The following is an 18,722-nucleotide window of genomic DNA, read 5'->3' on the forward strand; positions in this document are numbered from 1 at the left end:
TCCTCCTATACTTGCTTCTTATATATCCATTGTCTATTTTACCGAAATCCTCATCATTTTACTAATTTGTTATTCCTCTATTTTAAATTGCTCAACTAATCTTTCTAAGTCTCTCATGTGCTCCGTCAAGCTTTCCATCGTATGAGCTACCTTTTCTAGATGATTCACTTGAGATTCAGTTGCAGCATTTACCTCTTCAGATACAGCTGCACTTTCTTGACTCGTACTAGCAATTGTATGCATTACCTCTGTAATTTCACCTTGCTCGTGACCTATATTGTTTACTTCTTCTACAATTTTTTCAACTGAGATACTAATCGTATTTACAACCGACATAATTGTACGGAATTCCGCCTCTGCCTCTGTCGTCACTTTATTTTGTATATCAGCAATATCTTTCAATTTACTTACGACCTCTACAACTCGTTTTACTTCTAATTGGACATCGCCAATCATTGTTGCGATTTCTCCTGTTGCCTCTTTTGATTGTTCCGCTAACTTTCGAACTTCTTCAGCCACAACTGCAAATCCCTTACCTTGCTCACCTGCACGTGCTGCTTCAATCGAAGCGTTTAAAGCAAGTAAGTTCGTTTGATCCGAAATACCTTTTATAAGCTCTACAACATTTTGAATCGATCCGACTTTTTGCTCTAACTTACCAGATGCTTCCTCTGTATGAACAACAATCGAAGATGACTCTCCTCTTGTACGAACTAAATTCTGCATCGTATTTAACCCTTGCTTAGATGCCTTTTCCGCTTTACCAGCCACTCCTTCTATTTCACCAACGGAGCTATTCATTTCTTCCACTGACTGCGCCATGTTCTCAAGCTGAGCTGAAACTTCATCTACACTATTGGCAAGAGTAGAAGCTCCCCCGCTCACATCATCCATTGCACCTGACACTTCTCTACTAGCGGCCACCGTTTCATTCGTTAAATAATGGAGATTATTCGTTGATTGCTGCACTGTTGATACACTATTTTTAATTTTACTTACCATTTCATTCATTTGCCCAACCATATGATTAAAATGGTTCGTCAGCTCTCCAACCTCATCTTTACTTGTCACTTTCATTTGCAGTGTTAAATCTCCTTCTGCTACTTTTTGAACGTGATTCGTTAATAATTGCAGTGGTCTTGCTAATCTTCTTGAGAATAAATAAGAAGCTACTATTCCAACTAATAAACTAATACATCCCATTATAATGACTGTATTTCTCATACTACTTAACAATCCATCAATCGTTTGTTTCGGATAAAAAATTCCTATCTTCCATTTCATCGCATCAAATAACTGACTATAGACAACTACATCTTCACCTTTTAATGTAGTTTCAGCATATTTTGTGACATCTTTATTTAAACTCTTCAGCAATGGCTCTTTAGAAATATCTTTCCCTATCTTTTCTGGGTAAACAAGAGCTATATTTTTATCATTTATAATAAACATTTCTCCGTCATTATTGTATTGAATATTATGAAGTAACTTCTGAATTGTTCCGAGCGATACATCCATCGCAACAACGCCTAATACAGATCCATCTTGAGACGTAATAGCTTTAGAAACCCCTACACTTAACTTTCCTGTCGCGATTTCATATGAAGGTTGTCCCCAATGAACCTTTTTCACATCAGCCTCTGAATCTTTATACCACGGTCTTGTCGTTGGATCATATCCTTCCGGCACCTTTCCACCTTCAGCAAGATTGGCACTTAATGTTTTTTTATCTTTCGTACCAATATATAAATCTAAAATACCAGGATGGTTCTTTTTATACTCCAAAAACTCTTTCGTCAAAAACGCTTCCTCTTCTGGAGTAACTCCATCTTGAATCATATTACGAATCATCTCACTGTTCGCATAATACCCCATATCTTCATCAGTTCTTTGAACAAATGTCGTAAGTTGCTCTGTCACAAGATCCATCGTATTTTGAGAATACTGGTCTAAGGAACTTACTTCTTTCTCTTTCTGTAATTGATACATAGCTGTACCCAATACTACGAACATCATAGAAATAAGTACTGAAAATACTACCGCAATTTTTAAACGTAAACTTCTCAACATCTTCCCCCTAGCATCCCCTTATCGTTGTATTATAATCATATTAATCACTATATTAAGTATAATGGATAAAATTAAAAAATTGAAATTAATTCTCACCCCATTCACATAGGAATACTCCTAACACTTGTGTAAAAACAAATAGTTCATTATCCTTAAACTATATAATCTCATTCGTTCGGAGGGAACTATGTTACAAAAATTCGGTTTCTCACAATATGAAAGCCAAGCTTATGAAGTTGTCGTATCAAGCAATGAACCGTTAGATGCTACAACAATTGTGAAGCACTCTGGTGTTCCAAAAGCAAAAATATATGAAGTGCTAGCACGCCTGATAGATAAAGGAATGGTAATGGATTCTGTTTCAGAAAAGAAAAAGTTGTATACAGCATTGCCACTAAAACTAGCAATTGAAAAATTAACGACAGAATTCCAATCAAATATTAAAGACTTAGAAACGAATATATCAAAAAAATCATTTACTGATGACCGTGTGTGGAGCTTAAAGATGCAATCTTCTATTCGAGTTCAAAGTAAAGAGCTCATTGAAAGTGCAAAAGAATCGATTCGTATTTCAGCTTGGAATGATACTCTTTCAGAATACCTTCCTTTACTAGAACAAAAAGCAAAACAAGGCGTCCAAATTGAGTCCCTTATAGTTGGAAAAGTAGAAACAAAGTTAGAAAACATGCATTTTCTAATCCCCGCTGAAGAACCTAACGCATTAGAGCGCTACTTGCTACTCATCGTTGACGACCGCGAAATTTTATTTGCTGGTGTAGAGCAAGAATCATGGCAAGCGATGAAAACAATGTCACAACCTTTCGTGAAGTTCTTTACAGAATTCTTCTATCATGACGTTGCACTTGCGAAAATTACCCAGAAGCACCATGACCTCTTTATGCAAGATGAGGAAATTAAAAGTTTGCTTATGAAGTTAAGGTACTAGTTGAATAATGAAAAGGAGTCTAGTTTTTTACTTAGACTCCTTTTCGTTTTGTTCCTTTATATCCATCAACAGCTCAATGATTTTCTCATTTTGCTCCACCTGTTTCTCTGAATTTTGATAAATGAAACGAACCCATCTAAGAACAAACACGACTACAACTATCGGTAGTAGTGCCAATATAGCTCCAACTAAATCATATGCCATTTTCCATCACCTCGCTATATACATCCTTCTCCGTTCACCTATTAAAACCTTCCATTTTTTACAAATAAAAAAAGAACCTATCAAACGATAGATTCTTCTTTCACAAACTGAGTAGAACGCCCTCTCGTAATCGAGAATATTGCACAAAGCAGTGCTAATATAATAAAGCCACCGCCTACCCAAGCGTTATATATAACAGATGATTTTTCAATAACAACTCCGCCTACTGTTGAACCGAGCGCAATTCCTAAGTGAAGGGCAGAGTTATTTAAACTTTGCTGAATACCAGCTGATTCTGGTGCAATTTCAATTAAGTAATTTTGTTGTGCTGGTGAAATAGCCCAGCTCAGCATACTCCAAAGTCCCATCATAATAATGAAGAGCGGGAATGAAAATGTCATCATTGGCAACATAAAGATTGCACATGCAAATACGATAATGATGGAAATAATACTTTTCTTCGATCCCCATTTATCAGCAAGCAAGCCCCCAAGGCCGCCTCCAAGTACCGCTGCGATTCCGAAAATGAAGTAAAACACACTAATCCAGTTCGCTTCCACATGCATCACATCTTTTAAAAATGGTGTTAAATATGCATACAGTGTTAAATGACCTGTTAAAAATAAAAATGATGTTAACTGTGCACTCACAATTTTTTTATCTTTCAACGTAGCAATTTGATCTCTTATTGATAACACCGATGTCGGCGGTACTTTCGTTAAGAATAATGAAATACAAGCGATTGCCATAACTGTTAATATCGAAATGAATACAAATGGTGCACGCCATCCATATGCATTGCCGAGCACAAGACCAAGTGGTACCCCAAGTACGAGAGAGCCACTAATCCCCATGAAAATGATTCCAATTGCACGCGCACGAAAATGCGGTTCTACAACACTAGAAGCAAGTGTTACAGATAGCGCAATAATTAATGAACCACTCGCCGCACAAATGACCCTTGAGAACATTAACATTTCGTAATTTACACTAAATGCTGAAATAATATTTCCGATTAAGAAAATCAATAATGCCCCAATGTATAATGTTTTTCTTTCAAACTTTCCTGTTACCGCTAATAAAACTGGACCTGATAAAGCAAATACTACTGAAAATATTGTTATAAGCTGACCAGCTGCGCTAATAGATACTCCTAAATCATTGGCAACTAAATCAAGCGTTCCTCCTATAATTAGCTCAACCGTTCCGACTACGAAAGCCGCAATAGCTAAAATATATACACGAAAATTCAAGTCTTTCCCCACGCTTTCTATTTTGGTTACTACGATTATAGTAACCAAAATAGAAACTGTAAGCAAGTACAATTTTTTTACAATAAAAAAGGTAGGCGCATTATACACCTACCCCTCCATCATTCAGTTTCTTTCTTCTTATTTAAATACCAATACACCGGAAGTCCCGTAAAGACAATTCCAATTGATAAGAAACAACTTACCGGATCATTGATAATTGCACTACCAATTACAAAGAACGAACCTAAAATCGCTACGATTGGTACGATTGGGAATAAAGGTACACTATATGCACGCTCTTTATTCTTATTACGTTTTCTTAAAATGAAGACACCAATAAACGTCATTACATAGAAAATATAAATAATGAATACGGAAATCTCAGATAGCTTATTTGGATCACTAATAATCATTAAAATAATTCCTAAAATGATTTCAACAGTAATCGCATTTGCTGGTGTTTTAAATCTTGGACTTTCCTTTGCAATAAACTTAGCAAATGGAAGTTGTCCACGTTCTGCCATCGACATCGGGATACGTGGGAACGTTAAAATCTTTCCATTTAAACAACCGAAAATAGAAACGATAATACCGATACTAATAATTTTTCCGCCATATTCTCCAAGTAGCATGCCTGCAGCTGTCGCTGTTGCATTTTCTCCAAGGTCTACAATTTGTGTTGCTGGTAATACATTCAGTAACGCCAAGTTAATTAATACGTAAGCAGCAGTTACAATTAAAATACCAACTGTCATTGCCTTCGGTAATAACTTTGTTGGATTCTTCATTTCCCCGCCGATGGAAGCGAGTAAAATCCAACCGTCATAAGCAAATAAAGTTGCTAAAATTGCCATACCTATACTTTGATTTTCTGATATCGGCACTACTACGTTAAAAATATCACTATTTCCTTTCCAAAAGCCTAATACAACAATTAAAATGATCGGAATCATCTTCCCTATTGTCGTAACCGTTTGGACGATACCTCCATATTTTGTCCCCATACTATTTACAACGCCTAGGAACACAACGGTACCAATTGCGATTGGTAAATTCCATACTTTATCTAAATAGAAAAAATTGATCATTAAAGAACTAAAATACAACCCTAACGTTCCAATAATAGCTGGGCCATACACAATCGTTTGCATCCAGCCTGATAAATACCCCCAAAAACTTCCGTAAATCTCCTCTAAATACGTATACAACCCACCATTTTTCGGGATTTGCGCTCCAATTTCAGCTACTGTTAAACCACTTGCTAGTGTCAACAGACCACCAATTACCCAAGCAAGAATAGCCATATTAGAACTCCCTGAGTAATCTAATACGCTCCCTGGTTTCATAAACACACCAGATCCAATGATAGTCCCTACTACGATAGAAAGCGCTACTGTTAAACCAATTTTGTTTTTCTCATCATGATGCATGCTGCGTATCCTCCTTCCAATCCTAGTGTGATGCAAAAATGAAATAAAAAAACACTCCTCCCTAAAAAAGGGACGAGTGTTTTAATCGTGGTTCCACCCTTGTTTCAATTCGCAAAGTGACATACTTCACCAATTTCTCAAGTCTAAATAACGGTTTTTGCCGGCAAGCAATTACTAGGTATCCGTTCACTGCTGCAGTTCATAGGTGGTAATCTATTTTCCCGTACTAGGAAGCTCACAGCCAAAGGCTTCCCTCTCTGAGAATCGTAAAAAATTGATCATGTCCTCATCATCACTTCTTGATGTCGAATTTTGTAGTTATTGTTCATTATATTGAATTGTTAGAAAAAATCAATATATTTTTTATATAACATAAGAAATATTTCTCTTCTTATATTATAACAGAAGGTACGACACTTCTCCATTTCCCTAAAAATGGTACAATCCATTTAGGAGGTGCACCAATAATGATTGCTGTCTTTTGTATCATCGCTACGTTTCTCTCTGTTCTATTCGCTATCATGCATCGGCAAAAGTATCCTGGTTATAGCATTTTAGCGGTAGCTATTATGCCAGCTGTTTCCTTCTACGTATTGGGTAAATATCAATATACGGAAGTGTTTATCGGTTTTGCAATCTTCTACTGCATCCTTGGATACATACTAACAATGAAAAGAATTTTATTGAATCATTAAAAGAGACCGATTTCTATAAGTAGAAATCGGTCCTCGCATGTACCTTCCGGTTGCCCACACGAAAGATACATAACTCAATTATTTATCTTCTTTTTTCATAAAAAATTTATGATGCGGAAGATCCACATTTAATTCCTCTAATTGTTTCTTTTCATTTTCTAGAACTGCTTTTGCTTTTGCCTTTGTTGCTTCATCTAATCCCGCGAAGATGTCTTCATGCTTCTCTTTCTCTGGAAGTTTCACGCCTAACTTTGTTAATTCTTCTTTTGCTTGTTCACGTGTTAATTTTCCGGATTTCTCTTGCTCTAAAATTGATTTCGCTTTTTCTTTCGCCTGATCATCTAATCCTGCAAACATATCCTTATGTTTACCCTTCTCTGGCAATTTCACGCCTAGCTTTGTTAATTCTTCTTTTGCTTGTTCACGTGTTAATTTTCCGGATTTCTCTTGCTCTAAAATTGACTTTGCTTTTGCTTTCGCCTGATCATCTAATCCTGCAAACATATCCTTATGTTTACCCTTCTCCGGCAATTTCACACCTAGCTTTGTTAATTCTTCTTTTGCTTGTTCACGTGTTAACTTCCCAGATTTCTCTTGCTCTAAAATTGATTTCACTTTTGCTTTCGCCTGATCATCTAATCCTGCAAACATATCTTTTCGTTTCTCTTTCTCAGGTAGCTTTACACCTAGCTCCTCTAATTGTTTCTTTGTATCGTCCATAATTGTTTTCACTTTTTGTTTTGTAGCGTCATCTAAATCTTTCTTCACCGTTTTTGTAGGCTGATCCGCTGCTGGAGTATTCGTTGCCGCAAATGCTGGTACACCCACTCCTCCTATAATTCCAAATGATAAAGCACCTGCAATTGCTAAATACCCAACTGTTTTCTTCTTCATAGGAAATTTCCTCCTTCATATTTCTAAAGCATGTACACTTTCGTATACAATGCCTATAGTAATATTGGTTTCTTAAAATTCCCTTAACGACTTAACAAAAAAACACCGCTCATCACGAGCGGCGTTGTTCTAAGCTTTTTGTAATTGTAATTCTTCACGTTCCATTATTTTTCTTAATACAATTGTTTGTGTCATTGTAAATAGGTTACCTGTAATCCAATACAGTACAAGACCTGATGGCGCCGCAAATCCCATAAATAGAATCATTGCTGGCATCATAATTTGCTGCATTTTTAGCATTTGTACTTGTTCTCCAGGTGTGATATTAGATTGGAAAACTTTCATCTGAATAAATGTCGTTAACGCTGCAATAATCGGTAATATATGATATGGATCTGCATGTCCTAAGTTCACCCATAAAAATGAAGATGTGCGAATCTCTTCTGTTCGGCTAATCGCATAATACAAAGCAGAGAAAATCGGCATTTGTATAAAAATTGGCCAACAACCAGCAAGTGGATTCCAACCGCCTGATTTCATTAGTTCTGACATTTCTTTTTGATACTGCTTTTGTTTTTCAAGATCTTTGCTTACATCACCGTATTTTTTCTTTAGCTTCTGCAATTCAGGTTGCATTTTTTTCATTTTCGCTTGGCTACGGTATTGTGAAACAGCTAATGGAATCATTGCTGAACGAATAACGAGCGTCATGATAATGATCGCAATCCCGAAGCTAGCTCCAGGTATATGATGAGCAACAAATTGAATCATAAACGAGATTGGATATACAAAGTAATGATCCCAAATCCCAGTACTATGTGCATCAATTGGGGCCGCATTACTGCAACCAGATAAAACAAAAACAAGTAATAATGATAAACTAACGAGCACAGCTCGATATGATTTTAACATGTTCATTCCTCCAATGTTTCGTAATTATTTAGCGAAACATTGGTGTATACGGACCGACCTCGTCATTCTCTTCACTTGATTCTTGTCTGCGAACAGAACGAATCATTCCATATTTATAAAAAATAGAAAATAGCGTTACATTTCCTGCACTATCTTCACATGTATCAACTAACGCAAAAGCTCTTTGTTTACCGCTCGATGCTTGCTGACGCACAAAGCGAGAAACATTGGCAAGGAAGAAAACTTCTAATAAACAAAGCGCCGTTGTTACAAACGATATATATAGAATTGCATCCTGCAATAAAAATTCCATCGCTTCACATCCTTAATAAGCTCATTTTAGCACATCGGGCAAATATTCTCTATTTCCTTTTATTTTCAAAAAAAGTATTTTGCATATTTTCTCAAGAAAACAATAATTAAGAAACATTGTATTCGCTTTCTTTAGTATATTCACGCACATCAATGAATAGGCTTGATTTATTAGAAATTTATAAAATTTTTGCATTATAATAAAACTATTGCCAGTTTTTGAAAAAACCTTTATTCTCTTCTTGTAATCAAAAATGAATATGGAGATGAAACATACTATGGGTCAACTAGGAGACGCCGATTACGTTCCCGACACCGCCTTTTTATCTTTCCCAGCAGCTAAAACATTTCACTTAGAATTTATGATACAGTTGGTTGTTATTTTCATAGCTTCTATTTTGTATGCAATTTCGATGAACATGTTTTTTATCCCGCATAATATGATTAGCGGTGGATTTGCTGGTGTAGGGATGATTATCGGTTATTTAATGCATTACAATATCGGTGCACTTATCTTTTTACTAAACATTCCTCTTCTTATTTTAAGTCACTTTTACTTAGGCAAGAAGACAACCTTTTTAACAGCGTATTTTGTAGCTGTATCATCTTTAGCGATGAACATTATCCCAGTACATCAAGTTTCAGACGATATTTTACTTTCTTCTGTATTCGGTGGTGTAATTTGCGGAGCAGCTTCAGGAATCATATTCCGATTTGCTTCTTCAACAGGTGGTTTTGATGTCGTTGGATTGATTGTAGCAAAACATCGAGATATTTCGATTGGAGCAATCATCTTTGGATTCAACTTGATCTTACTTGTTGCAGCAGGATTTATTTTCGGATGGGATATTACGCTTTATACGTTAATTAGCCGGTTTGTAGTCAGCAAAGTAATTGATGCCGTGCATACAAAACATATTAAATTAACGATAATGACAGTTACAGAAAAAGGTGAGGAAATAAAAAGCGCACTATTACATCACGGCATACGCGGGGTGACAATGGTAGATGCTGTCGGCGGCTATACAAACCATAAGAAAAAAATGATTTACACTGTCGTGACTCGATATGAGTTAGGCGAAATGAAACGTATTATCCGTCAAGTGGATAACAAAGCATTCATGAACATTACTGAAACAGTTGAAATTGTCGGCCGTTTCAAACGCATATAAAAAAGCGCAAGGAACTAACATTCCTTGCGCTTTTTATTTTTTACACTTATTACAAAATCAGATAATTCTATTATTGTGTCCCTAAATGTGTTATAATGAAAACAGACTCACAAAAAAAGAGTATATAGACTTGGAAGTTTCTCATATTTTACAAACAAAAAGAAACGAGAAGTCGGGTATATTTCAGTCACCATACACGTAACGGTTTAAAAACCGATCATCTTAGTTATTCTTCACTAATCTTTTTATAAAAAGATACGTACAACTAAAATTCACTTCAATATACTATACCTACCTTTTTGACTTCCAAATCATCTTATTACATAAGGAGATGAACATATGAATCAATATATACGATATACAATAGCTGTCCTGTTTGCCATTATCGGCGGTGTGATTTGCTTCTGGACAAACACTCAGCTTGGAGAGAATATCATTTTTAATGGAATCGAAACACTTGTAAGCGCTTCAATTTTAGGCGGATACATTTACTTCCTCTTCAATCCAGAAGAAAATGCTCAAAAAACAATGTTATTAACAATGATCGGAATCGTTGGTGGATGTATTTCCTACTCAATGACAAACTATACATTACCACTTCAATTAAGCTCTGCTTTCTTCCACGGTCTATGGACTTGGTTTATCGCATTCTGCCTAGCAGATGTATTCAATCTTTTACAAGACACTGAAGAAGAAAATGGTCGTCAAATTGAAAGTAACTCGTAAGCTGGAAGAATATCTTCCAGCTTTTTTGTTTGCTATTCTTTCCTGTTCATACTCCATCACCAAAATAAAAAGAAGTTACCTCCACGGCAACTTCTTTTCCATATACCCCACTTAGTATTCACTTAAATATATCAACGATTTTTCAAATATATCGATCGTTTCTCCACTTATATCAACGATTTTTTCATTATATCGACGATTCGACACAAGATATCGATTTAACGACAACCTTCGACACTTGAAACACACAACATACCCTATCCCCCAAGCAACTTACTGCCGAACTCTACGATTAAAAAGATAATTAATAGGATCGCGAGTATCTTTAATGCTATATATGCTACTTTAAAAACAACATAAATGAGCAAGACTATCAAAACAATTGATAAAATTTCCATATTTACTTCCTCCAAGCTTTGCTCTTCTTATCTTATTTTACTCGTCCTAGGCTGTTTATGGAACGTTATAAGATGACATATAAAAAAGAGGATACCTCACCCATCGTAAGATACCCTCGCCTGTAGCTGCTCAAACCATTCTCTCTCTACTTGTAAATATCCCATTCCACTCTTCTCAGCGCTCTCCAATTCTTTATCAGCTTTCTTCATATAAATGCGAGAAGCTTCCATATCGTCCTCTAAATATTTAATAATTCCTTGTGTACGGTAATATCCGTTTAAATCCATTTTGGTAATGGCCTTTGCATGTTCCTTTGCCTCTTGCAGAGAAAGGCTATTTATCTGATAAAGAGCTTTATATAAAAGATACCAACTATGAAAACTACTAACGAAAAATTTATTTTCCTTCGTTACAGATAGTTGAACAATTTGTTCTATATACGGTATTGCTCTTTCCATTCCCCTTTGATCAGCTCGGGCATAAAAGACGAGCATAAGTCCGCTCATTATCTCTCTTATACTTTTATCCTCTTTTAATTTTTCCTCACTAAGTTCTACTAATCTCTCATCCCAATCTTTCGGTCTTTTATAACTAAATAACTCACTCGATATTTGAATCGTATATAAATGCTGCTTAGCTTTTTCATCATCTTTAATTAAAATGAGAAATTGCATACCATCACTCAGAAGCGTTCCTTTTATCGGCACGATTGTAACTGCAAAAATCACAAAGTGGAAAACGGAAAAATATAAAAGATATTGATAATAACTCACCATATATATGTAACCTGAAGTAATACCGAATAGTAAACTCATAATTGGCCCACCTAAAGTCATCCACGCCCATTTCTTTGAAAGATTCGGTGTCTCTATAGAAGACGGCGCTAACATCACCACGCCACCAAAGTACGCCCATAATTTATTTTCTCGAATGCGTAATTTCCCTTTTTCCTTTTGAACAGTGATAGGTCCTACTGTCATAAATTTAAAATTCAAACCACCTATCAATCCAAATAGTACGTGCCCTAGCTCATGAATGGCTAACACTAATAATACAATTCCAAATACTGCCCATATATTCAACATTACTTCTAATTTCCCAGTTCGGATTACTCCATATAAAATGGACAAAACTAGCGCCACCGTCATTGAACTAGCTGGCCTTCTTAAAATATCCACTCTTTTCTCTCCTTAATAAATCATTTTCCTCTGCATTTCGTACATGAATTTTCCGAGATGCAATATCCAAATAAATGAGATTAAGCCAATTAATACAAAATCAATATTACTAGCCGCTGTATATATAACGGCAGCCCACCATACATATGCCAATATTGTATTCGTAAATTCATACGCTTTATATCCAGCCTCATGCACAATGTGTTTTAATCCTTCATCTGCGTTTTTCGTCCACATTTCCATAGATTCCATATATGTTACACCTTGTTCAGGATATAGCTTATTATAACGATTTTTTGTTATGAGCCCGATAATCACTACAGTAGTTAAACAGACAATAGAAGCTACTAAATTCCACACCGCAAATGAAACATTTGTATCCTGCACCAGTGCACGTCTACATGTAATAACTGCATATACAAACCATGCCTGCGTAACTATATCACCTACACGTAAATATATACTTATAATACCTAATTTTCTGCCTTGTACGCTCTCTTCTTCATCGCGTGCTTCCGCTAACATACGTGTATTCTTCCAAGTGTAGTACATCATTAAAATTCCAAAAATAGTACATACACCTATAAATAGATTAGATGATAATTTTCTCGGTTCATCCGAGAGTAAATCTAAAGCTATATAAGATGTTAAAAAACCACCCATCATACTTAATGCTATTTTTCCCACAAAATCAAATTGTTTTTTTCGTTTACTCTTCATCGTCCTCTTCCCCCTCCACTAACGTGAATATTTCCTCCACCGGTACATTGAAAATTTTTGCGATTTTTAACGACAATACAATAGATGGTGCATAATCCCCACGCTCAATTAAACTAATCGTTTGCCGTGATGAGCCAATCGCTTTCCCTAAATCCCCTTGTGATAAACGATGCTTTGCTCGCAATTCCCTCACTCGATTTTGAAGCTTCATATCTTCCCTCTTTTTCATTTATTTAATTAAAATTGTAAATAATATCCTTATTTTTGTCAATTATAATTGTCATTACGACTATAATAATTGACAAAAATAAGGATATATTATGATGAAAATAACCTATATAATGAATGTGAAATATTAAACAAAGGAAGTGACATATGAATAAAATATCTACTTTTTCCTATATTCTTACTAAGCTTACAGTGACTTTCTTATTATTATTGCTTATTAGCACGCTTCTCTTAACAACTAGTCAACAAACATTATATAGTTTCTTAGCTGGATTACGAGAACTGCTATATGTTCCCTTCGTTCCTATTCTTGCTGCATATGCATTTTTTTGTTCTATTTGCATCGATAAATTGAAATTAAAAACACATACAAGACTGAAGACATTATTACTTTATATTTTTTGCGGCTATTTATTTTTTCTTCCCTTCCTAACATTTAAAGAAGCTAGTCTAATACAGTTCTTGTTCCTCGGATCAATTGGTGCAGTATGTTCTCTTTCTTTCTATTTATGTACAGTTATAGCAACAAAATTTAAGTGGCTACAATATTTCGTACCAAGCATTATGTTTATTATATTTATCACAATTAACTTAGTAGATTTAGAAAGGTTTGGAACATCAAAAGAACAATGGGTCGAAACAAAAACAGATAACTCTTTCGAAGCATCTTTTCAACATTTTAGTGGTGAACATAAAGTCCCAATTGAACTAAAACGAGGGGACATATTAGAATTCACCATTGAATCACGAGCTGAAAATTCGAATGGCTACATGGGGGACATAAAAATGGCTAGTGAATTTCAAGAGGAAGAAAATTATTTAGCTCCAGCTGGACCTAATACATACCAGTTCGCGGCAATTAAGACAGGAACTTATTACATTATAGTTAGCGGAAATCAGCTAAAAGGAAAGTTAAAAATAGATTGGAACATAAAATGAAACTTTAATCAGTGGGGTTTTGTTCATCCCCCACTGATTATCAGCCCTGACCAATCGGACTTTTACGGGCAGCCCGACAAATAGCGGGATAAAATAAAAAAGGCAGTGCTTTTGCACTGCCTTCCTAAATTTTGACATAGAATGGATTCCATATTAACTTGCGTTTTGTAACAATACTCGTTTTAACTGTTTACGGAAACGAATGCCTAGCGTAATTGCTACGATTACGATAACTCCAAAAATGATTTTACCAATATGACCTTCTAGCACTCCAAAAATATCATGTAAGTTTCCACCTAACCAGTAACCACCGATTAAGAAGAATGATACCCAAAACAGAGCACCTGAATAAATTGTAATCGCAAAACGACGAAATGGTAGATTAATAATTCCTGCAAAGTATCCTGTAAAATGGCGTACACCAGGAATAAAGAAACCGATAAAGATTAGGAAGTACCCATACTTATCGAACCACATTCTTGTTAAGTCGATTTTTCTTTGTGTTAAAAATACGTATTTCCCATATTTTTGAACGAAAGGCATACCTAATTTATTTCCTAAAAAGTATTGAATCGTCATTCCTACACTTGTCCCAATAAAGGATAAGATAATTAAAATTGGTAAACTTAAATCACCCTTCTGTGCTAAAAATCCCGCATATGCTAATGTTGGCTCTCCTGGAAACGGAAGCGCAATATATTCTAACAGCAAGCCGACAAGTACAACATAATACCCGTATTGCTGAAATAATTCATGAACCCATTCCATGTCATCTCTCCTTTCAGTCACGTACAACTTCTTACTATTATTGTATAAAAAAAATGTCGAAATAACTATCACAATAGCTTACATTTTTATTACATTTTTGTAAGGCTCACACTAAAATTTTTTGTTCTCTATTTACTTATATCTATTAGCATTTAAAAATAAGCTAACAACTATATATCACGCGAATGAAATCCATTAATATACATTTTCCATCCAATTTTTAACACTAAAAAACTATCTTATTTTGTTCTCTATAAAAAACCACCACAAACTCATACGAACTTCATATTAGCTTCATATACGTATTGTAAGATTATATCGGAATTTGTTGAAAAATTTAGCTAATATATGACTAAACATTAAATTGAATAAATATAAGTCGCTTTTCGAAATTGAAAAAAGGGTGAATAAGAAATGGAAGCTTATAAAATGCACGATTTTATTAATACGAATGTTGAATCTCATCAAAATGAAACCGTTTTTAATTTACAAATATGTGAAACAAATGAATTTGACGTAAGTTTAACAAAATCTACTACGCTGTCTTTTATCGTTTCAAAAAAGAACATTAAGATTGTCACTAGAAAATGGGTGAATTCAAATCAAGAAAGCATGATTGGCAAAAGCTACATCATTCCAACGAAAGCTTTTCACTATTTCTTACCGATTATTTCTGAAACTGAAGATGAACTAAATATTCAAGTTCAAAGTTTTGGACTACATGGTGAGCTTTTATTAAATGAAAGATTACTTATTGATAAAAACAACAAATGCAATCCAAAGATTACTACCTTCTTTGAAACATTAGATGAAAATGTCAATCAAGCATTACGAGGATTACAAATTCATTGTATGTAAGACTACTACAAGAAGTAAAAGGAGAATATAATGAAAAAACTATTATTAAGTGCGCTATTATCATTAGGATTTTTAACTCTTCCATTCACTACTACAGAAGCAGCTACAACGAAAGATCAACTTATCGTAAACACACAACTAAATAAAATGGATTATTATCAAGATGGAAAATTCATAAAAAGTTTCACTGTCGCTACTGGAAAAGCAGCAACACCAACACCTAAAGGTACTTTTCAAATCGTAAATAAAATTAAAAACCGTCCTTACTATACAGGAAAAATTAAAGGCGGCGATCCACGTAATCCACTTGGGGACCGCTGGCTCGGATTAAATATGGCAGGAACTTACGGAACAACGTATGCGATTCATGGAACTAACAATAATCAAGCAATCGGGAAAGCAACAACACTTGGTTGTATTCGTATGTTTAACAATGATATTCACTGGTTATTTGAGCGCATTCAGCAGCAAGCTACTGTCACTGTAAATTAACCTAAGAACAAGATTTACGTGTAGCCAAGAATTTTATGTCTTGGCTTATTTTATTTATTCATTTACAGTAGCAAAACAACTGTATTTACATATATAATAAAAATAGATTGCGTTCAACATCATCGTAACATTGATAAACATGGATATTAAAATTATACAGTTATAATATTTTATAAATTTTACAATACATACTATAATAGAACTACTGTAATTCTGAAATATTCAGTGACACTAAACAATCCCCCTTGCTACTTTCATTAATATTTTATAGCGGGGGCTTATTATATGTATAAACAATCTGAGTCATCCGAAAAATGATGAATTCGAATATTGCAGTAAAAAGCGTTATTTAGGAGGTGTTACTATGACGCATATACTGGTGATTGAAGACAACCCAGATATACAAGAACTTATTCGTGAATTTCTAATGGCACAAAACTTTACTGTTGATGTAGTTGGTGCTGGTACAGAAGGCATCCTTCTTTTCCAAAAAAATTCATACGATCTTGTCCTCCTCGATGTAATGTTACCAGATATAGATGGCTATAGTATTTGTAAAATTATGCGAGGACAATCTGATGTACCAATCATTATGTTAACAGGCTTACATAATGAAGAAAGTGAAATTAAAGGATTTGAGTTAGGTATTGATGACTATATTACAAAACCGTTCCATTACACCGTATTTATAAAACGTGTAGAAGCTGTATTAAGAAGAGCAGCAACGAAGGAAGCAGAAGCTGCAACTATACTACAATTCCATGAATTGATGTTAAATTCTACAGCATATGCCGCTTATGTTCATGGTAATCAAATTGAATTGACTACAAAAGAATTTGAAATTATATATACTTTACTGCAAAATCGGGGAAAAGTACTATCAAGAAGTGATTTGTTGAATAAGGTATGGGGCTATGAACATTATGGTGATGTGAGAGTAATAGATACACATATTAAAAACTTACGAAAAAAATTAGAAATTCCTTATATTAAAACGGTGAAAGGCATTGGCTACAAAATCGAATCGTAGCAAAGACAACATCACCAAAAATATATTCATCAAAACCTTATTATTTTGTATTTTGTTATCACTTTGTCTTTATCAAATTATTTATTTTCTAGCCTCAAATTACGATAAAGATCGTTTGAAAGCGTCTGAAACGCAAACTGCGGAACAAGCGGAATCAGACAAACAAAACGACCAAAGTAAAACAAAGCAAAATAAAGCTGTGTCAGAGAGTAGCATCTCTAATTTTCAATCTTCTCAAATAGACATGAATACACTCTCTACAGCCATCAATCATCTTTTGCAGCCTAGCCAAACTGCAAAAGCAAAAGAACATGCACAAAATATTCCGGGGAAAAGTAACACAACGTCTTCACTTACAGAAGCGGAAAAGCAAGTTACTAACAATGATGCCTTACATACACAAAATGCAGCAAGTAAAACAAATGATACACATGATAATCCATCGTTAACAGATGTGTTACAGCAATTAGCTCCACATATTGGGGCGACAATGCTTGCATTATCTCTGCTTGGATCTTTAATCTACGCAAAAATAATCGCCAAACCTTTCCAATATATGAGCGATGCTTTAAAAGATATTATGAATCTTGATTTCTCAGATAAAAAGCTACTTAACAAAAATACAGATCAAACAGATTTTAATTTGCAAGTAGCTGCCTCACAAGTACCTACTATTGTGAAAAATTTACATGAAAGCAATCAAGATTTAAGAAATGAAATCAAGAAGGAACAACAATTAGAACAATCTCGTAAAGAATTTATGTCTATGATATCCCATGAATTAAAAACACCAATCGCAGCCGTTATGGGACAACTCGATGGCATGATTCACGGAATTGGCGCTTATAAAGATAGAGATAAATATTTAAAACGTTCATATGAGATGATGCAAGATATTAACATATTAACGGAAAAGGTGTCAGAATTATCCAAAATACAAAACCCTCAATTTAAACCCAATTTAAAAGTTATCTCATTGACTAATATTATTGAGGACGTTATAAAGAAAGTAGATTATTTTGTATCTGTAAAACAATTAAATGTTCAATCTAACATTAAACAAGATGTACAAATTTTAGCTGATCCTAAATTTATGCAAACTGCTATTTTTAACATTATTTCAAACGCAATTCATTATACAATTGACCATCAGCATGTATATATAAAGCTTTATGAAAAGCCAAACGGTTACGCATTAGAAGTATTAAATACAGGTTCTCAAATTGATGAAGATAAACTTGCCCATTTATTTGAGCCATTCTATCGCGCAAATCCTGACAAACATGGCTTAGTACAAGGTAGTGGTCTTGGGTTATATATTGTAAAACAAATATTAGATAAACATCAGTTTCCTTATGGAATACAAAACACACCTCAAGGTGTAAAATGCTCCATTGTATTCCCAAAGGCAATGTAAAACCTATTGTAATTTCATACCCCAAATTCATACTTTGTATGAATGGCGGAATTTTGTAGAGTATGTTACTCTGTTTCGT

At 34.6% G+C, this 18,722-nt stretch carries 21 protein-coding genes and 1 other annotated feature; of the genes, 9 read left to right on the forward strand and 12 right to left on the reverse strand.

The features are described 5' to 3' along the window. Nucleotides 1–69: 69 nt before the first annotated feature. A complete protein-coding gene (locus JDS81_RS13245) occupies nt 70–2,070 on the reverse strand; it encodes a methyl-accepting chemotaxis protein (protein WP_097954420.1) in 2,001 nt (666 codons plus the stop codon). A gap of 187 nt (nt 2,071–2,257) precedes the next feature. Here JDS81_RS13245 and JDS81_RS13250 point away from each other — a divergent pair, with 187 nt between their 5' ends. Continuing rightward, complete coding sequence (locus JDS81_RS13250) at nt 2,258–3,016, forward strand: TrmB family transcriptional regulator (protein WP_097954419.1); 759 nt, start codon at nt 2,258–2,260, stop codon at nt 3,014–3,016. A gap of 27 nt (nt 3,017–3,043) precedes the next feature. On the opposite strand, the gene JDS81_RS13255 is transcribed toward JDS81_RS13250, so the two are convergent. The 3 genes from JDS81_RS13255 to JDS81_RS13265 form a co-directional block, all read right to left on the reverse strand. Next, nucleotides 3,044–3,220, reverse strand: a complete 177-nt coding sequence (locus tag JDS81_RS13255) for a hypothetical protein (protein ID WP_097954418.1) — start codon at nt 3,218–3,220, stop codon at nt 3,044–3,046. 80 nt (nt 3,221–3,300) lie between these two features. Next, nucleotides 3,301–4,485, reverse strand: coding sequence for an MFS transporter (locus JDS81_RS13260; protein WP_142316339.1), 1,185 nt, complete (start codon nt 4,483–4,485; stop codon nt 3,301–3,303). Nucleotides 4,486–4,592: 107 nt separating this feature from the next. Further along, nucleotides 4,593–5,903 (reverse strand): APC family permease, encoded by a 1,311-nt coding sequence (locus tag JDS81_RS13265; protein WP_000546326.1) that lies wholly within the window; start codon nt 5,901–5,903, stop codon nt 4,593–4,595. 65 nt (nt 5,904–5,968) lie between these two features. Beyond that, nucleotides 5,969–6,205, reverse strand: a binding site (T-box leader). Between the two features lie 165 nt (nt 6,206–6,370). Here JDS81_RS13265 and JDS81_RS13270 point away from each other — a divergent pair. Continuing rightward, nucleotides 6,371–6,598 carry a hypothetical protein gene (locus JDS81_RS13270; protein WP_097954417.1) on the forward strand — a complete coding sequence of 76 codons (228 nt, stop codon included), beginning with the start codon at nt 6,371–6,373 and terminating at the stop codon, nt 6,596–6,598. Between the two features lie 78 nt (nt 6,599–6,676). Here JDS81_RS13270 and JDS81_RS13275 read toward each other — a convergent pair whose 3' ends face one another. The 3 genes from JDS81_RS13275 to JDS81_RS13285 all read right to left on the reverse strand — a co-directional run bounded on the left by JDS81_RS13275 (nt 6,677) and on the right by JDS81_RS13285 (nt 8,717). Then, nucleotides 6,677–7,492: a hypothetical protein gene (locus JDS81_RS13275; RefSeq protein WP_097954416.1), complete on the reverse strand. Its 816-nt coding sequence runs from the start codon at nt 7,490–7,492 to the stop codon at nt 6,677–6,679. Between the two features lie 129 nt (nt 7,493–7,621). Beyond that, the gene (gene yidC / locus JDS81_RS13280; RefSeq protein ID WP_000920530.1) at nt 7,622–8,404 is read right to left on the reverse strand and encodes a membrane protein insertase YidC; all 783 of its coding nucleotides are present in this window, start codon (nt 8,402–8,404) and stop codon (nt 7,622–7,624) included. Nucleotides 8,405–8,432: 28 nt separating this feature from the next. Then, on the reverse strand, nt 8,433–8,717 hold the full coding sequence (locus tag JDS81_RS13285) for a hypothetical protein (RefSeq protein ID WP_000394928.1): 285 nt from the start codon (nt 8,715–8,717) through the stop codon (nt 8,433–8,435). A 277-nt stretch (nt 8,718–8,994) separates the two neighbouring features. Between JDS81_RS13285 and JDS81_RS13290 the strand changes: the two genes are divergently transcribed. Both JDS81_RS13290 and JDS81_RS13295 read left to right on the forward strand, forming a co-directional pair. Then, the gene (locus tag JDS81_RS13290) at nt 8,995–9,888 is read left to right on the forward strand and encodes a YitT family protein (protein ID WP_000530041.1); all 894 of its coding nucleotides are present in this window, start codon (nt 8,995–8,997) and stop codon (nt 9,886–9,888) included. 339 nt (nt 9,889–10,227) lie between these two features. Continuing rightward, on the forward strand, nt 10,228–10,614 hold the full coding sequence (locus tag JDS81_RS13295; RefSeq protein ID WP_001077779.1) for a DUF3938 domain-containing protein: 387 nt from the start codon (nt 10,228–10,230) through the stop codon (nt 10,612–10,614). A gap of 257 nt (nt 10,615–10,871) precedes the next feature. Here the strand turns inward: JDS81_RS13295 and JDS81_RS13300 are convergent, their stop codons facing one another. The 4 genes from JDS81_RS13300 to JDS81_RS13315 form a co-directional block, all read right to left on the reverse strand. Continuing rightward, nucleotides 10,872–11,012, reverse strand: a complete 141-nt coding sequence (locus JDS81_RS13300) for a DUF3985 family protein (RefSeq protein ID WP_097954415.1) — start codon at nt 11,010–11,012, stop codon at nt 10,872–10,874. 96 nt (nt 11,013–11,108) lie between these two features. Further along, a complete protein-coding gene (locus JDS81_RS13305; RefSeq protein ID WP_141499353.1) occupies nt 11,109–12,161 on the reverse strand; it encodes a site-2 protease family protein in 1,053 nt (350 codons plus the stop codon). 42 nt (nt 12,162–12,203) lie between these two features. Continuing rightward, nucleotides 12,204–12,911, reverse strand: coding sequence for a DUF3169 family protein (locus JDS81_RS13310; protein WP_097954413.1), 708 nt, complete (start codon nt 12,909–12,911; stop codon nt 12,204–12,206). Beyond that, on the reverse strand, nt 12,901–13,122 hold the full coding sequence (locus JDS81_RS13315) for a helix-turn-helix transcriptional regulator (protein WP_000776158.1): 222 nt from the start codon (nt 13,120–13,122) through the stop codon (nt 12,901–12,903). Before JDS81_RS13315 ends, JDS81_RS13310 begins: the two co-directional genes overlap by 11 nt. A 164-nt stretch (nt 13,123–13,286) precedes the next feature. Here JDS81_RS13315 and JDS81_RS13320 point away from each other — a divergent pair, with 164 nt between their 5' ends. After that, on the forward strand, nt 13,287–14,078 hold the full coding sequence (locus tag JDS81_RS13320) for a hypothetical protein (RefSeq protein ID WP_097954412.1): 792 nt from the start codon (nt 13,287–13,289) through the stop codon (nt 14,076–14,078). 153 nt (nt 14,079–14,231) lie between these two features. Here the strand turns inward: JDS81_RS13320 and JDS81_RS13325 are convergent, their stop codons facing one another. Continuing rightward, nucleotides 14,232–14,846 (reverse strand): DedA family protein, encoded by a 615-nt coding sequence (locus tag JDS81_RS13325; RefSeq protein ID WP_000455364.1) that lies wholly within the window; start codon nt 14,844–14,846, stop codon nt 14,232–14,234. A 414-nt stretch (nt 14,847–15,260) separates the two neighbouring features. Here JDS81_RS13325 and JDS81_RS13330 point away from each other — a divergent pair, with 414 nt between their 5' ends. The 4 genes from JDS81_RS13330 to JDS81_RS13345 all read left to right on the forward strand — a co-directional run bounded on the left by JDS81_RS13330 (nt 15,261) and on the right by JDS81_RS13345 (nt 18,643). Beyond that, a complete protein-coding gene (locus JDS81_RS13330) occupies nt 15,261–15,704 on the forward strand; it encodes a DUF3978 family protein (RefSeq protein ID WP_000388766.1) in 444 nt (147 codons plus the stop codon). A 30-nt stretch (nt 15,705–15,734) separates the two neighbouring features. Continuing rightward, a complete protein-coding gene (locus JDS81_RS13335; RefSeq protein WP_097954411.1) occupies nt 15,735–16,196 on the forward strand; it encodes a L,D-transpeptidase in 462 nt (153 codons plus the stop codon). A 364-nt stretch (nt 16,197–16,560) separates the two neighbouring features. Next, nucleotides 16,561–17,226, forward strand: a complete 666-nt coding sequence (locus tag JDS81_RS13340) for a response regulator transcription factor (protein WP_000148832.1) — start codon at nt 16,561–16,563, stop codon at nt 17,224–17,226. Continuing rightward, the gene (locus JDS81_RS13345; RefSeq protein WP_000201945.1) at nt 17,204–18,643 is read left to right on the forward strand and encodes a sensor histidine kinase; all 1,440 of its coding nucleotides are present in this window, start codon (nt 17,204–17,206) and stop codon (nt 18,641–18,643) included. Before JDS81_RS13340 ends, JDS81_RS13345 begins: the two co-directional genes overlap by 23 nt. Nucleotides 18,644–18,722 lie beyond the last annotated feature (79 nt).

It is taken from the genome of Bacillus cereus group sp. N31, assembly GCF_016483245.1.
Lineage (GTDB): Bacteria > Bacillota > Bacilli > Bacillales > Bacillaceae_G > Bacillus_A > Bacillus_A toyonensis.